This is a genomic window from Modestobacter sp. I12A-02662 (assembly GCF_041028325.1).
Taxonomy (GTDB): domain Bacteria; phylum Actinomycetota; class Actinomycetes; order Mycobacteriales; family Geodermatophilaceae; genus Modestobacter.
The window spans coordinates 287,823-301,834 of sequence record NZ_JABGDE010000005.1; the positions used below are offsets into that span (position 1 = coordinate 287,823).

A 14,012-nucleotide genomic window follows, 5' to 3' on the forward strand; every position below is an offset into this window, starting at 1 on the left:
TCGGGAACCGTGACGTCGTTGTTCGACCCCGCGCCCGACGAGGGAGCAGCGCCGGTCGACCCGGGCGCCCCCCTGGCGGTCCGGATGCGCCCGCGGTCGCTGGACGAGGTCGTCGGGCAGCAGCACCTGCTCGGCCCGCGGGCCCCGCTGCGCCGGCTGGTCGAGGCCGACGAGCCGATGTCGCTGGTCCTCTACGGTCCGCCGGGCACCGGCAAGACGACGCTCGCGCACGTCATCTCGCTGGCCACCAAGCGGCAGTTCGTGCAGCTGTCGGCGCTGGACTCCGGGGTCAAGGAGGTGCGCGCGGTCATCACCTCGGCCAAGCGCGAGCTGACCATGGCCGGCCGGCGCACCGTGCTGTTCATCGACGAGGTGCACCGGTTCTCCAAGACCCAGCAGGACTCCCTGCTGTCCGCGGTCGAGGACCGGATCGTCAGCCTGATCGCGGCGACCACCGAGAACCCCTTCTTCTCCGTGGTCAGCCCGCTGCTGTCGCGCAGCTTGGTGCTCGCGTTGCAGTCGCTGGACGACGACGACGTCCGCACGCTGCTGCGCCGGGCGCTCACCAGCGACCGCGGTCTGGACGGCGCGGTGACGCTGGACGCCGAGGCCGAGGAGCACCTGGTCCGGATCGCCGGCGGGGACGGGCGCAAGGCGCTGACCGCGCTGGAGTCCGGCGCCGGCGCCGCGCTGGCCGCCGGGGTGACCGTGGTCGACCTGCCGACCCTGGAGACCGCGGTCGCGCAGGCCGCGGTGCGCTACGACCGCTCGGGGGACCAGCACTACGACATCGCCAGCGCGCTGATCAAGTCGATCCGGGGCAGCGACGTCGACGCGGCGCTGCACTACCTGGCCCGCATGGTCGAGGCGGGGGAGGACCCGCGCTTCATCGCCCGCCGGCTGGTCATCTCCGCCAGCGAGGACATCGGCATGGCCGACCCGACCGCGCTGCTCACGGCGGTCGCCGCCGCCGACGCGGTCGCCCTCATCGGCATGCCCGAGGGGCACTTCCCGCTCGCCCAGGCCGTCGTCCACCTGGCCACCGCGCCGAAGTCCAACGCCGTCACCGTGGCCATGGGCGAGTCCGTCGCCGACGTGCGTGCCGGGCTGGCCGGCCCGGTGCCGTCGGGGTTGCGCGACGCGCACTACGCCGGCGCGAAGAAGCTCGGCCACGGCAAGACCTACGTGTACCCGCACGCCCATCCCGACGGGGTCGTGCCGCAGCAGTACCCGCCGGACGCACTGGTCGGCCGCGACTACTACCGGCCCACCGGCCGGGGCGTGGAGGCGCAGATCGCCGCCCGGCTGGCCAAGTTGCGGGCGATCATCCGGCGCCGGGGCTGAGGCCGTCCCGTCCGCGGAGCACGGCCGTCGGCCCGCGCGGCTAGGGTTGCCCCACCGGGCGACGGGGACGCCGTCCGGACGAGACGACGTGTGTCGGCGACCAGAGGAGTGCACGGGTGTCCGCAGGAGAGTGGGCCGGGCTGATCGCAGCCGTGGCCGTGGTGCTGCTGGTCCTCTTCCTGGCGGTGCCGCTGCTCAAGCTGGGGCGCACCCTGGACGAGGCCACGCTCACCATCCGCCAGGTCCGGGAGCAGAGCCAGCCGATCCTGAGCCAGGCGTCGACGACGGTCACCCACGTCAACGCCAACCTCGAGCGGGTCGACGACATCACCGGCAACGCCGCGAACGTCTCGAGCAACGTGGCCGCGTTGACCAGCGTCTTCGCCGCCACGCTCGGCAGCCCGCTGATCAAGGTCGCCGCCTTCAGCTACGGCGTGCGCAGCGCCGCGAAGAAGAAGCGCGAGGGCCAGGCCCTGGCCGACGCCGAGCGGGCGGCCAAGGACGAGCGGCGGGCGCTGCGCGCCGGCCGGCGGGCCGCCTGATGCGCCGGCTGTTCTGGCTCGCCATGGGCATCACGATCGGCGCCCTGGTCGTGCGCAAGCTGTCGCAGGCCGCGGACAAGCTGACCCCGCAGAGCATGGCCGCCAACCTCGCCGACGGGCTCCGCGAGCTGGCGGCCGCGATCGGCGACTTCGGCGCCGAGGTCCGCGCCGGGATGGCCGAGCGCGAGGAGGAGCTGCGCGCCGGCACCGGCCTGGACGCCCCGCTGCCCGACCGCTCGCAGACCGCGCTGCCCGTCCGCCGCGGCGCGCACGCCGCGGACAGCTGAGCCCCCACCCCCCGCTGCCCCGAGCCGGGCAGCACCCGCTGGCTGGAGAACCGAGACCCACCGCATGCAGACCGCCGAGATCCGCCGCCGCTTCCTCGAGCACTTCGAGCAGCGCGGTCACACCGTCGTCCCCAGCGCCTCGCTGGTCTCGCCGGACCCCTCCCTGCTGTTCACCGTCGCCGGCATGGTGCCGTTCATCCCGTACCTGACCGGCCGGGAGCCCGCCCCGTACCCGCGGGCGACCAGCGTGCAGAAGTGCGTGCGGACCCTCGACATCGAGGAGGTCGGCAAGACCACCCGGCACGGCACGTTCTTCCAGATGAACGGCAACTTCTCCTTCGGCGACTACTTCAAGGCCGAGGCGATCCAGTACGCCTGGGAGCTGGTCACCGGCGCGGTCGCCGGCGGCGGGCTGGGCCTGGACCCGGAGCGGATCTGGCCGACGGTCTACCTGGACGACGACGAGGCGTTCGACGCCTGGAAGGCCTACGTCCCGGCCGAGCGCATCCAGCGGCGTGGCAAGGACGACAACTACTGGTCGACGGGGGCGGCCGGGCCGGCCGGCCCGTGCTCGGAGATCCACTACGACCGCGGCCCGGAGTACGGCCCGGGCGGCGGGCCGGAGGCCGACCCGACCGGCGACCGGTACCTGGAGATCTGGAACCTCGTCTTCATGCAGTACGAGCGGGGGCCGGGGGAGGGCAAGGACTTCCCGATCCTCGGCGAGCTGCCGAAGAAGAACATCGACACCGGCATGGGCCTGGAGCGGGTGGCCTTCCTGCTGCAGGGCGTCGACAACATGTACGAGATCGACGAGGTCGCCCCGGTGCTGCACAGGGCCGCCGAGCTCGCCGGGGTCCGCTACGGCGCCGACCACGAGGCCGACGTGCGGCTCCGGGTGGTCGCCGACCACGTGCGCAGCGGCCTGATGCTGATCAGCGACGGCGTCACCCCCGGCAACGAGGGCGGCGGCTACATCCTGCGCCGGCTGCTGCGCCGCGCGGTCCGGTCGATGAAGCTGCTCGGCGTCGAGGCGGCGTCCCTGCCCGAGCTGCTGCCGGTCTCCCGCGACGCGATGAGCGCCAGCTACCCCGAGGTCGCCGCCGACTTCGCGCGGATCTCCGGCATCGCCTACGCCGAGGAGGAGGCGTTCCGGCGCACCCTCACCGCCGGGACGGCGCTGTTCGACACCGCCGTCGCCCAGGCCAAGGCGGCCGGCGCGCCGGCGCTGTCGGGCACCCAGGCTTTCTCGCTGCACGACACCTACGGCTTCCCGATCGACGTCACCCTGGAGATGGCCGCCGAGCAGGGCGTGGCCGTCGACTTGGAGGGCTTCCGCGCCCTCATGAAGGAGCAGCGGGACCGCGCCCGGGCCGACGCGCGGGCCAAGCGCACCGGCTCGGTCGACGTCCTCGCCTACCGGCGGCTGCTCGCGGAGCACGGCCCCACCGACTGGCGGGCCTACGACACCCTGCGCACCGACTCGCGGGTGCTCGGGGTCGTCGACGAGTCCGACGGGGAGGACGACCAGGTCGTCGGCCCCGGCACGATCAGCCGGGTGGTGCTCGACCGCACCCCCTTCTACGCGGAGTCCGGCGGTCAGGTCGCCGACGCGGGGGAGCTGACCTGGGACGGCGGCCGGGCCGAGGTCATCGACGTCCAGCGCCCGGTGAAGGGGCTGCTCGCCCACCAGGTGCGCGTGCTCGAGGGAGAGCTGCGGCCCGGCGTGGAGCTGACCGCGGAGGTGGACCGGGAGTGGCGGCTCTCGGCATGCCAGGCGCACTCCGGCACGCACGTGCTGCACGCGGCGCTGCGCCAGGTGCTCGGACCGCAGGCCCTGCAGTCGGGCTCCTACAACCGGCCGGGCTACCTGCGGCTGGACTTCGCCTGGCAGGGCGCCCTCACCCCGCGGCAGCGGATCGACGTCGAGGACGTCGCCAACGCCGCGGTGCGCGCCGACCACGGTGTCCGCGCGCTGTACATGACGCTGCCCGAGGCGCGGGAGTTCGGCGCCCTGGCGCTGTTCGGCGAGACCTACGGCGAGCAGGTGCGCGTCGTGGAGATCGGCGGCGAGTGGTCCCGGGAGCTGTGCGGTGGCACCCACGTGCGCGGCAGCGCCCAGATCGGCACCCTCGCGCTCACCGGGGAGAGCTCGGTCGGCTCCGGCGCGCGCCGGGTCGAGGCGGCGGTCGGCCTCGAGGGGTTCCGGTACCTCGCCCGGGAGCGCGACCTGGTCCGTCAGCTCGCCGACCTGCTGAAGACCCCGCAGGACGGGCTGGTCGACCGGGTCAGCGGCATGCTGGCCCGGCTGCGCGACGCGGACAAGGAGCTGGCCGACCTCCGGGCGCAGCAGACCGTGGCCGCCGCCGGCGAGCTGGCCGCCGCGGCGAAGGACGTCGGCGGGGTCGCCGTGGTCACCGGGTCGCCGGCCGGGCTGACCGGCGGGGACCTGCGCAGCCTGGCGCTGGACGTGCGGGGGCGCCTCGGCGAGCGGCCGGCGGCCGTCGTGCTGGCCTCGGCCGCCGACGGCAAGGTCGCGCTCATCGCCGCGATCACCCCGGCGGCGCAGCAGCGCGGCCTGTCGGCCAACGACCTGCTCAAGGCCGCGGCGGGCCCGGTCGGTGGCCGGGGCGGCGGCAAGCCCGACGTGGCGCAGGGCGGGGGCACCGACCCGGCCGGCATCTCCGCGGCGCTGGCCGCCGCGGAGCGGGCGATCGAGGCGGCGGGCTCGTGAGCGCCCCGCCCGACGGCCCCGGCAGCGGACCGGGGGAGGAGCCGGTCGCCCAGTCCGGGCGGCCACCGGTGCCCCCGCCGTCCCTGCCGGATGCGCCGGCCGACGACGCCGACCGCGATCCGGCACCGGTGCACCACACCGATCCGGTCCCGTTCCCGCTCCCACCGGTGGCGCCGGCCGACGAGCCGGCGACGTCCCGGAAGCCGGCACCGGACGAGACGGGGGTGCTGGACCTCCGCGCCTACCCGCCGCGGGTGCCCGGGCGCACCGCCCGCCCGACCGGGGCGGAGGACGGTGAGGACGGGGCCGGGCGTGGCCGCTGAGAACGAGCCGGCTCACTGGAAGCCCGGACGCCGGATGGGTGTTGACGTCGGCAAGGTTCGGGTCGGCGTCGCCCTCTCCGACGCCACCGGCACCCTCGCCAGCCCGCTGGAGACCGTGCGGCGCGCGAAGGACAAGAGCGACCTGGACCGGCTGGCTGGGCTAGTTGTGACACACGATGTGGTCGAGGTGGTTGTGGGTTTGCCCATGCATCTGTCCGGCGCGTCAGGATCCTCGGCAAGAGATGCCAGTGCCTACGCTCGGGCCCTGGCCAGCCGCATCGGTAACGTCCCGGTGCATCTCGTTGACGAAAGGCTCTCCACCGTGACCGCAGCGAGCCACCTCCGCGCCGGGGGCATCGATGCTCGCCGGCAGCGCTCGGTGATCGATCAGGCTGCCGCCGTGGTCATCCTGCAGAGCCACCTCGACGCACGTCCTGCTGCTGGCCCCGACTCCGAGGGGCGCCACTCGTGACGGACCCGTCCTCGCCGCACCTCCGCGGCCGCCACTCCCAGCCCGACGCCGGCAGCGGCGCCGGGCGTCCTGCATCCGAGCTGCTCGCGGCCTGGACCGACGCCGACCCGATGTCGGACAACGCCGTCCGGCGCGGCCGACGTCGCGCGCCGGACACCGATGCCGCCAGGACGCCCGCCCGGTCCACCGGCGGGATCGGCCTGGCCGAGCGTCCGGGCCTGCCGACGCCCCGCCGGGACGACGAGCACGCCGTACCTCCGCGGGTGCTCCGCGGCCCGGCCGCGGCGGCGGCCACCCCGGCCGGTTGGCCGTGGGGCGGGGATGACCGGGGCGCCGCGGGTCCCGCACAGCTGGTCACCGCCCCGCGTACGACGGAGATGTCCGCGGCCCGGCCTCTGCTGCCCGCGCTCGACGGCAGGCCGACGACCCGGCAGAGTGCTCCTGTGCCGCGCCTTCCCGACGACGCCTCCCGGCGTCGCCCTGCCGCCGGACCCGGCGCGCGCCGGAGCGGTGACCCGGAGCGGGCCGAGGGCAGCCTGGCCGGGCTCGCCGGAGCGGGCCCGTGGCGTGCGGAGTCCGACGACGACCTGGCGACCGAGGTGCACCCCGCCGTGGACGGCGGCCACCTGCTCACCGATCCGCGCGCCGCGCTGCCCGGGACACCGGCCCGGCGCGCCGCCGAGCAGCGCCACCACGCCCCCGACCCGGACGGCGAGCGGTACGCCGACGAGGCCTACCCCGAGACCGGGGAGCAACGGGTCTTCGACGAGACCGGTGGGCTCGAGATGCTCGTCGACGACGGCGTCCCCGGTGAGCCCCCGACCGACCAGGGCGGCGGTGGTGGCCGCGGGCGTCGCGGCGGTGGCGGCCGGCGGCGCAAGCGGCGCCCGCTCACCGTGCTGCTGTCCCTGCTGGTGCTCGCGGGGGTCGTGCTGGGGGCGCTCTTCGGCGGCAAGGCGCTGTGGCAGACCATCAACCCGATGGCCGAGGACTACCCCGGCACCGGCACCGGCCAGGTGGAGATCCGGGTCAACGACGGCGACTCGCTGCGCACCGTGGCCGGCACGCTCGTCGAGGCCGACGTGATCGCCTCCGCCGAGCCGTTCCTGGATGCCGCGAAGGCCAACGCCTCGGCGACCGGGTTGCAGCCGGGCGTCTACGACATGCGGCTGCAGATGTCCGGCCAGGCCGCGCTGGACCTGCTGCTGCACCCGGACACGAAGATGGTCACCCGGGTCACCATCCCGGAGGGCCAGACGGTGGCCCAGGCCCTGCAGCGGCTGGCCGACAGCACCGGCGTCCCGCTGGCGGAGTGGCAGGCCGCGGCGGCCGACCCGGCCGCGCTGGGCCTGCCGCCCTACGCCAACGGGCTGCTGGAGGGGTTCCTCTTCCCGGCCACCTACGAGATCGACCCGGACGACACCCCGGTGTCCGTGCTCACGGAGATGGTCTCGGGCACCGTCGCGATGCTCGACGAGCTGCAGGTGCCCGTGGAGCGGCGGCTGTCGGTGATCACCGAGGCCAGCATCGTGCAGGCCGAGGCCAGCTCGGTCGAGGACATGGCGAAGGTGGCCCAGGTCCTCAACAACCGGATCGCCCAGGGCATGCGCCTGCAGATGGACTCGACGGTGAACTACGCGAACGGCAAGGGCGGCATCACCACCACCGCCGAGGACCGCGCCAACCCCTCGCCGTACAACACCTACTTCCACGAGGGCCTGCCGCCGGGCGCCATCAGCAACCCCGGCCGGGACGCCGTCGCCGCGACGATGAACCCCGCACCGGGCGACTGGCTGTTCTTCGTGGTGGTCGACCCCGACACCGGGGAGACGCGGTTCGCCGCCACCGCGGAGGAGCACGGGCGCAACGTCCTGCTGTTCCAGCAGTGGCTGCAGGAGAACCCGGGTAATTGACGCACCGTCCACCGAGCGGGCCGGTCCGGCCGTGAGGGCAGCCGTCCTCGGCCGGCCGATCGCCCACTCGCTGTCGCCGCTGCTGCACCGCGCGGCCTACGCGGCCCTGGGCCTCACCGACTGGACCTACGACGCCCTCGACATCGGCGCCGAGGACCTGCCGGTGCTGCTGGCCGGCCTCGGCCCGGAGTGGCGCGGCTTCTCGGTGACGATGCCCTGCAAGCAGGCCGCGGTCGACGCGGCCGACGAGGTCGACCAGCTGCCCCGCCTGCTGCACGCGGCCAACACGCTGGTGCGCACGCCGGCCGGGTGGCGGGCGGAGAACACCGACGTGACCGGGGTCGGCCTGGCGCTGCGGCTGGCCGGGGTGGACGCCGTCGAGCACGCGGCCGTCCTCGGCGCCGGTGGGACCGCCGCGGCCGCCGCGGTGGCGCTGGCCTCGCTGGGCGCCCGGCAGGTGGACGTCGTCGTTCGCGAGCCGGCCCGGGCCGGGGACCTGTTGCGGGTGCTGGGCACGCTGGGAGTGTCCGCCGACGTGCAGCGACTGGACCGGACGGGCACGCTGACCGCTCCGGTGGTCGTCAGCACGGTGCCGGTCTCGGGTCAGCCGGCCGTCGCCGACCTCGCCTGGTGGCGCGGCCAGACCGTGCTCGACGTGCTGTACGCGGGCTGGCCGACGCCGCTGGCGCAGCGGGTGGAGCAGGCCGGCGGCACGGTGATCAGCGGCCTGGAGGTGCTGTTCTGGCAGGCCACCGCCCAGGTGGAGCTGATGACCGGCTGCCCGGCGCCGATCGAGGCCATGCGCGCCGCGCTCGACGCCTGACCCGACCGTGCTGATCCCGGCCGGCGCCCTGGCGGGCCTGCTGGTGGGCCCGTGGCTGGCGGCCACGACCGTCCGCCTCGCCGAGCGGGACCCCGGGGCCCGGCCCACCCGGCGCCGGGTGCTGGTCACGGCAGCCGTGTCGGCCGGCGCCCTCGCCGCGGCGCCCGCGCTCACCGGCCTGCGCCCGGCGACCGTCGCGCTCGCCTGGTTCGGCGGCGCGGCCGTGGTGCTGGCCGGGGTGGACCTGGCCTGCCACCGGCTGCCCGACCGGGTCACGTTCCCCGCGGCCGCCGTCTGCGCGGCGGCCCTGCTCGCCGATGCCCTGGTCACCGGGGAGTGGACGGCGGCGGGACGGGGCGCCGCCGCCGCGGCCGGTGTGCTGGTGCTCGCCACCGGCGCGCGGCTGGTCTCGCCGGGCGGGCTGGGACGCGGCGACGTGAAGCTGCTCGGGCTGCTCGGCCTGCTGCTGGGCTGGGCGGGCTGGGGCGTGCTCGTCGGCGGGGTGCTGGCCGGGTTCGGAGCCGGCGCGCTGGGGTCCCTGGTCCTCGTGGCCGTCGGCCGGGCCGGCTGGCGCACCGCGGTCGCCTTCGGACCGGCCCTCCTGGTGGGCGCGTACACCGCGCTCGCACTCGCCGGGCCGCTGCCGACCGCGTGACCGCCCGGGGCGCCGGAGGAGGCGACTGGCAGAATCCGTCGCATGTTGCGCTGGCTGACCGCCGGTGAGTCGCACGGCCAGCAGCTCACCGCCATCCTCGAGGGACTGCCCGCCGGCGTGCGGGTGCAGACCTCCGACCTCGACGCCCAGCTCGCCCGCCGTCGCCTCGGCCACGGCCGGAGCGCGCGGATGAGCTTCGAGGAGGACGTCGTCACCCTGACCGGCGGCGTCCGGCACGGGGTCACCCAGGGCGGTCCCATCGCCGTCCAGATCGGCAACACCGAGTGGCCGAAGTGGCAGACCGTCATGGCCGCCGACCCGGTGGACGCCGACGTGCTGGAGGGGCAGGCGCGCAACGCGCCGCTCACCCGTCCCCGCCCCGGCCACGCCGACCTCGCCGGCATGCAGAAGTACGGGTTCGACGACGTCCGGCCGGTGCTGGAACGGGCCAGCGCCCGGGAGACCGCGGCCCGGGTCGCCCTGGGCACCGTGGCGCAGCAGTTCCTGCACCAGGTGCTCGGCGTCCGGGTGGTCAGCCACGTGGTGGGGATCGGCCCGGTCACGGTGCCCGACGGCGTGCTGCCCGGCCCCGAGGACACCCCGCGCATCGACGAGGACCCGGTCCGCTGCGCCGACCCGGACACCAGTGGGCTGATGGTCGCCGAGGTCGACGACGCCCGGAAGTCCGGTGACACGCTCGGTGGCGTCATAGAGGTCGTCGTGCACGGCCTGCCGCCGGGCCTGGGCAGCCACGTGCACTGGGACCGGCGGCTGGACTCCCGGCTGGCCGGCGCGCTCATGGGCGTGCAGTCGGTGAAGGCGGTCGAGGTCGGCGACGGGCTGGAGACCTCGCGGCGCCGGGGGTCGGTCGCCCACGACGAGATCGACGTCGTCGACACCGCGGACGGACGGCGCAGCGTGCACCGGCGCACCGACCGCGCCGGCGGCATCGAGGGCGGCATGACCAACGGCGAGGTGCTGCGGGTGCGGGCGGCGATGAAGCCGATCAGCACCGTGCCGCGCGCGCTCGCCACCGTCGACGTCGCCACCGGGGAGGCCGCCGTCGCGATCAACCAGCGCAGCGACGCCTGCGCGGTGCCGCGCGGCAGCGTCGTGATGGAGGCGATGGTCGCTCTCGTGCTCGCCGACGCCGTCCTGGAGAAGTTCGGCGGTGACTCGGTGCCCGAGACCCGGCGCAACGTGCGGTCCTACCTCGACGCCCTCCCGTACCGGTGACGCCGCGACTGGTGCTCGTCGGTCCGCCGGCGGCGGGGAAGACCTCGGTGGGGACGGCGGTCGCCGCCGCCCTCGGCCTGACCTTCCGCGACACCGACGCCGACGTGGAGGCCACCACCGGGACGACGGTCGCCGACCTGTTCGTGCAGCACGGTGAGCCGCACTTCCGGGCGTTCGAGGAGCGCGCCGTGGCCACCGCGCTGGTCGAGCACGACGGCGTCCTGGCCCTCGGTGGCGGTGCCGTCACCAGCGCGGGGACCCGGGAGCTGCTGGCCGCCGCCGGTCGCGGCGGTGCCACGGTCGTCTGGCTCGACGTCGACCTGCACTCCGCCGCGAAGCGCGTCGGCCTCTCCCGGGACCGGCCGATCCTGGGCGTGAACCCGCGGGCGATGCTGCGCACCATGCTGGAGACCCGCGCCCCGCTCTACGCCGAGGTCGCCACCGTCACCGTGACCACCGGCGGACGATCCGTCGAAGAGGTCGTCGCCGAGGTGCTGGGCGTCCTGCGCACCGCCGGCGAGGTCACCCCGTGACCGCCCGGCGGATCACCGTGGCCGGGGACCGGCCCTACGAGGTGCTCATCGGGCCCGGTGCGCAGGCGCAGCTGGGCGTGGTGCTGGCCGGCACCGCGCGGGCCGCGGTCGTGCACAGCCGCGCCCTGGCCGCGGCGGCCGGAGCCGCGGTGGAGACGCTGCAGCAGGCCGGGGTGGCCGCGGAGGCGGTCGTCGTCCCCGACGGTGAGGCCGCCAAGACCGCTGAGGTCGCCGCGGGCGCCTGGGAGGAGTTCGGCCGGCTCGGGCTCACCCGCTCCGACGCGGTCGTCGGGGTCGGCGGGGGCGCGGTAACCGACCTGGCCGGCTTCCTCGCCGCGACCTGGCTGCGCGGGGTGCGGGTGGTGCAGGTGCCGACCAGCCTGCTGGGCATGGTCGACGCCGCGGTCGGCGGCAAGACCGGCATCAACACCGCGGCCGGCAAGAACCTGGTCGGGGCCTTCCACCCGCCGGTCGCCGTCCTCGCGGACACCGACGCGCTCGCCGGCCTGCCCGGGGCGGAGTTCCGCGCGGGGCTGGCCGAGGTGGTGAAGTGCGGGTTCATCGCCGACGGCCGGATCCTGGAGCTGCTCGACGCCGACCCCACCGGCCGGACCGGCACCGGCGAGCTGATCGCCCGGGCCGTGCAGGTCAAGGCGGACGCGGTGGGGGAGGACCTCTACGACACCGGCCGCCGCGAGTTCCTCAACTACGGGCACACGCTGGCCCACGCGATCGAGCGGGTCGAGGACTTCGGCTGGCGGCACGGCGAGGCGGTCGCCGTCGGGCTGGTGTTCGCCGCGGAGCTCGCCGGGCAGGCCGGGCTCCTCCCGCGTGCCGACGTCGACCGGCACCGGCAGCTGGTCGCGGCCCTGGGGCTGCCCACCACCTACCGCGGCGACTGGTCGCGGCTGCAGGCGGTGATGCGCATGGACAAGAAGGCACGCGGGGCCTCGCTGCGCTTCGTCGTCCTCGACGGGCTGGGCCCGCGCATCCTGACCGACCCCGACCAGGCCTGGCTGGACGCAGCCTGGGCAGCCGTCAACGGAGAGGCCGCATGACGATCCAGGTGCTCAACGGCGCCAACCTCGGCCGGCTGGGCAAGCGCGAGCCGGAGAAGTACGGGACGACGACGTACGCCGAACTCGTCGGGCTGATCGAGACCGCCGCGGCCGGGCTGGGCGTGGAGGTCGTCGTCCGGCAGACCGACTCGGAGGCCGAGCTGCTCGGCTGGGTGTTCGACGCGGCGGACGCCGGGGACCCGGTGGTGATCAACCCGGGCGGCTGGTCGCACACCTCGGTGGTGCTGCACGACGCGCTGGCCGGCCTCCGCGCGCCGCTGGTCGAGGTGCACCTGACCAACGTCCACGCCCGGGAGGAGTTCCGTCACCTCTCCTACGTGTCCCGGGTCGCCGACGGGGTGATCGCCGGGCTGGGCGTGCAGGGCTACGAGCTGGCGCTCCGGTACCTGGCCGCGAGGGGCGCGTCATGACGAGGGAGGCCGGGCGGCGGGACCGGCTGCGGGCGGTCGCCGCGGAGCGCGGGCTGGACGCCGTCCTGGTCACCAACCTGCTCAACGTCCGCTACCTGACCGGGTTCACCGGCTCCAACGCCGCGCTGCTGCTGCGCGCGGACGGCGACGACGTCCTGGGCACCGACGGGCGGTACACGACCCAGGCCGGCACCCAGGTCCCGGACCTGGAGCTGCTGATCGACCGGGCGACGGTGCCGGCGCTGGCCGCCCGGGCGGCGCACCTGGGCACCGGCCGGCTCGGCTTCGAGTCCCACGACGTCACCGTCGACGGGCTGCGCACCCTGGAGCGGGTGCTGGCCGACCAGGCCACCGGCGGCCCGGTCGCCGAGCTGGTCAGCGTCCGGCGCGCGGTGGAGGACCTCCGCGCGGTCAAGGACGACGGCGAGATCGAGTCGCTGCGCCGGGCCTGCACGATCGCCGACCGGGCGCTCGCCGAGCTGGCCGCCGAGGGTGCGCTGCGGCCCGGGCGCAGGGAGCTGCAGGTCGGCCGCGAGCTCGACGCCCGGATGCTCGCGCTGGGCGCGGAGGCGCCGAGCTTCGAGACGATCGTGGCCGCCGGCGCCAACTCCGCGATCCCGCACCACCGGCCCGACGCCACCGAGCTGCGGGACGGCGACCTCCTCAAGCTGGACTTCGGCGCGACCGTCGACGGGTACCACTCGGACATGACCCGCACGCTGGTCCTCGGCGGCGCCGCCGACTGGCAGCGCGAGGTCTACGAGCTCGTCGCCGCCGCGCAGGCGGCCGGCCGGGCCGCCCTGGCCGTCGGCGCCGACGTGACCGCGGTGGACGCCGCGGCCCGTGAGGTGATCGTGGCCGCCGGGCACGGTGAGCACTTCACCCACGGGCTCGGCCACGGGGTGGGGCTGGAGATCCACGAGGCGCCGGGCATCTCCGCCCTGGGCGCAGGTACCCTGGCCGCTGGCATGGCCGTCACCGTGGAGCCGGGGGTCTACCTGCCCGGCCACGGCGGTGTCCGGATCGAGGACACGCTGGTGGTCACGGAGGACGAGCCCGAGTTGTTGACCCTCACGAGCAAGGAACTGCTGGTCATCTGATGGCTACCACCAACGACCTCAAGAACGGCATCGTCCTCAACCTGGACGGCCAGCTCTGGACCGTCACCGACTTCCAGCACGTGAAGCCCGGCAAGGGCGGCGCCTTCGTGCGCACCACGTTGAAGAACGTGCTCTCCGGGAAGGTCGTCGACAAGACCTTCAACGCCGGCACCAAGGTCGAGACGGCCACCGTCGACAAGCGGAGCATGAGCTACCTGTACCTCGACGGCACCGACTTCGTCTTCATGGACCTGGAGACCTACGACCAGATCCACGTCCCGGCCGAGACCGTGGGCGGGGGCGCGGACTACCTGCTGGAGAACACCGAGGTCATCGTCGCCGTGCACGAGGGGACGCCGCTGTACGTGGAGCTCCCGGTGACCATGGAGCTCGTCGTCGAGCACACCGACCCGGGTCTGCAGGGCGACCGGTCCACCGGTGGCACGAAGCCGGCCACCCTGGAGACCGGCGCGCAGATCCAGGTGCCGCTGTTCATCAGCACCGGCGAGAAGCTCAAGGTCGACACCCGCGACGGCCGGTACCTCGGCCGGGTCAGCTGAC

The 14,012-nt window shown here is 75.2% G+C and carries 15 protein-coding genes; all 15 read left to right on the plus strand.

All coding sequences use genetic code 11. The annotated features are described in order from the left end of the window. Positions 1 to 9: 9 nt before the first annotated feature. Positions 10 to 1,344, plus strand: coding sequence for a replication-associated recombination protein A (locus HL189_RS08910; RefSeq protein ID WP_369133331.1), 1,335 nt, complete (start codon positions 10 to 12; stop codon positions 1,342 to 1,344). A gap of 116 nt (positions 1,345 to 1,460) precedes the next feature. Next, the gene (locus HL189_RS08915) at positions 1,461 to 1,886 is read left to right on the plus strand and encodes a DUF948 domain-containing protein (RefSeq protein ID WP_369133332.1); all 426 of its coding nucleotides are present in this window, start codon (positions 1,461 to 1,463) and stop codon (positions 1,884 to 1,886) included. Further along, complete coding sequence (locus HL189_RS08920; protein WP_369133333.1) at positions 1,886 to 2,173, plus strand: hypothetical protein; 288 nt, start codon at positions 1,886 to 1,888, stop codon at positions 2,171 to 2,173. The genes HL189_RS08915 and HL189_RS08920 overlap by 1 nt, the downstream gene beginning before the upstream one ends. Positions 2,174 to 2,237: 64 nt before the next feature. Continuing rightward, positions 2,238 to 4,907 (plus strand): alanine--tRNA ligase, encoded by a 2,670-nt coding sequence (alaS, locus tag HL189_RS08925; RefSeq protein ID WP_369133334.1) that lies wholly within the window; start codon positions 2,238 to 2,240, stop codon positions 4,905 to 4,907. Further along, complete coding sequence (locus HL189_RS08930) at positions 4,904 to 5,230, plus strand: hypothetical protein (RefSeq protein WP_369133335.1); 327 nt, start codon at positions 4,904 to 4,906, stop codon at positions 5,228 to 5,230. Before alaS ends, HL189_RS08930 begins: the two co-directional genes overlap by 4 nt. After that, positions 5,220 to 5,702 carry a Holliday junction resolvase RuvX gene (ruvX, locus tag HL189_RS08935; protein WP_369133336.1) on the plus strand — a complete coding sequence of 161 codons (483 nt, stop codon included), beginning with the start codon at positions 5,220 to 5,222 and terminating at the stop codon, positions 5,700 to 5,702. Before HL189_RS08930 ends, ruvX begins: the two co-directional genes overlap by 11 nt. Beyond that, positions 5,699 to 7,615 carry an endolytic transglycosylase MltG gene (gene mltG, locus HL189_RS08940; RefSeq protein ID WP_369133337.1) on the plus strand — a complete coding sequence of 639 codons (1,917 nt, stop codon included), beginning with the start codon at positions 5,699 to 5,701 and terminating at the stop codon, positions 7,613 to 7,615. Before ruvX ends, mltG begins: the two co-directional genes overlap by 4 nt. Positions 7,616 to 7,646: 31 nt before the next feature. Beyond that, positions 7,647 to 8,438: a shikimate dehydrogenase gene (locus HL189_RS08945; protein ID WP_369133338.1), complete on the plus strand. Its 792-nt coding sequence runs from the start codon at positions 7,647 to 7,649 to the stop codon at positions 8,436 to 8,438. Between the two features lie 7 nt (positions 8,439 to 8,445). Beyond that, a complete protein-coding gene (locus HL189_RS08950) occupies positions 8,446 to 9,093 on the plus strand; it encodes a prepilin peptidase (protein WP_369133339.1) in 648 nt (215 codons plus the stop codon). Between the two features lie 42 nt (positions 9,094 to 9,135). Then, complete coding sequence (gene aroC / locus HL189_RS08955; RefSeq protein WP_369133340.1) at positions 9,136 to 10,329, plus strand: chorismate synthase; 1,194 nt, start codon at positions 9,136 to 9,138, stop codon at positions 10,327 to 10,329. After that, positions 10,326 to 10,862, plus strand: a complete 537-nt coding sequence (locus HL189_RS08960; RefSeq protein ID WP_369133341.1) for a shikimate kinase — start codon at positions 10,326 to 10,328, stop codon at positions 10,860 to 10,862. Before aroC ends, HL189_RS08960 begins: the two co-directional genes overlap by 4 nt. Beyond that, positions 10,859 to 11,920, plus strand: coding sequence for a 3-dehydroquinate synthase (aroB, locus tag HL189_RS08965; protein ID WP_369133342.1), 1,062 nt, complete (start codon positions 10,859 to 10,861; stop codon positions 11,918 to 11,920). Before HL189_RS08960 ends, aroB begins: the two co-directional genes overlap by 4 nt. After that, positions 11,917 to 12,351: a type II 3-dehydroquinate dehydratase gene (aroQ, locus tag HL189_RS08970; RefSeq protein ID WP_369133343.1), complete on the plus strand. Its 435-nt coding sequence runs from the start codon at positions 11,917 to 11,919 to the stop codon at positions 12,349 to 12,351. The genes aroB and aroQ overlap by 4 nt, the downstream gene beginning before the upstream one ends. After that, the gene (locus tag HL189_RS08975; protein ID WP_369133344.1) at positions 12,348 to 13,451 is read left to right on the plus strand and encodes a M24 family metallopeptidase; all 1,104 of its coding nucleotides are present in this window, start codon (positions 12,348 to 12,350) and stop codon (positions 13,449 to 13,451) included. Before aroQ ends, HL189_RS08975 begins: the two co-directional genes overlap by 4 nt. Beyond that, positions 13,451 to 14,011, plus strand: coding sequence for an elongation factor P (gene efp, locus HL189_RS08980; protein WP_369133345.1), 561 nt, complete (start codon positions 13,451 to 13,453; stop codon positions 14,009 to 14,011). Before HL189_RS08975 ends, efp begins: the two co-directional genes overlap by 1 nt. The last annotated feature ends 1 nt before the right edge of the window (position 14,012 follow it).

Excerpts from the sequence above, each read along its gene's own strand:
- HL189_RS08920 (WP_369133333.1), top strand. The coding sequence starts at position 1,886 with ATGCGCCGGCTGTTCTGGCTCGCCATGGGCATCACGATCGGCGCCCTG.
- HL189_RS08975 (WP_369133344.1), top strand. The coding sequence starts at position 12,348 with ATGACGAGGGAGGCCGGGCGGCGGGACCGGCTGCGGGCGGTCGCCGCG.
- aroC (WP_369133340.1), top strand. The coding sequence starts at position 9,136 with ATGTTGCGCTGGCTGACCGCCGGTGAGTCGCACGGCCAGCAGCTCACC.
- efp (WP_369133345.1), top strand. The coding sequence starts at position 13,451 with ATGGCTACCACCAACGACCTCAAGAACGGCATCGTCCTCAACCTGGAC.
- aroQ (WP_369133343.1), top strand. The coding sequence starts at position 11,917 with ATGACGATCCAGGTGCTCAACGGCGCCAACCTCGGCCGGCTGGGCAAG.
- alaS (WP_369133334.1), top strand. The coding sequence starts at position 2,238 with ATGCAGACCGCCGAGATCCGCCGCCGCTTCCTCGAGCACTTCGAGCAG.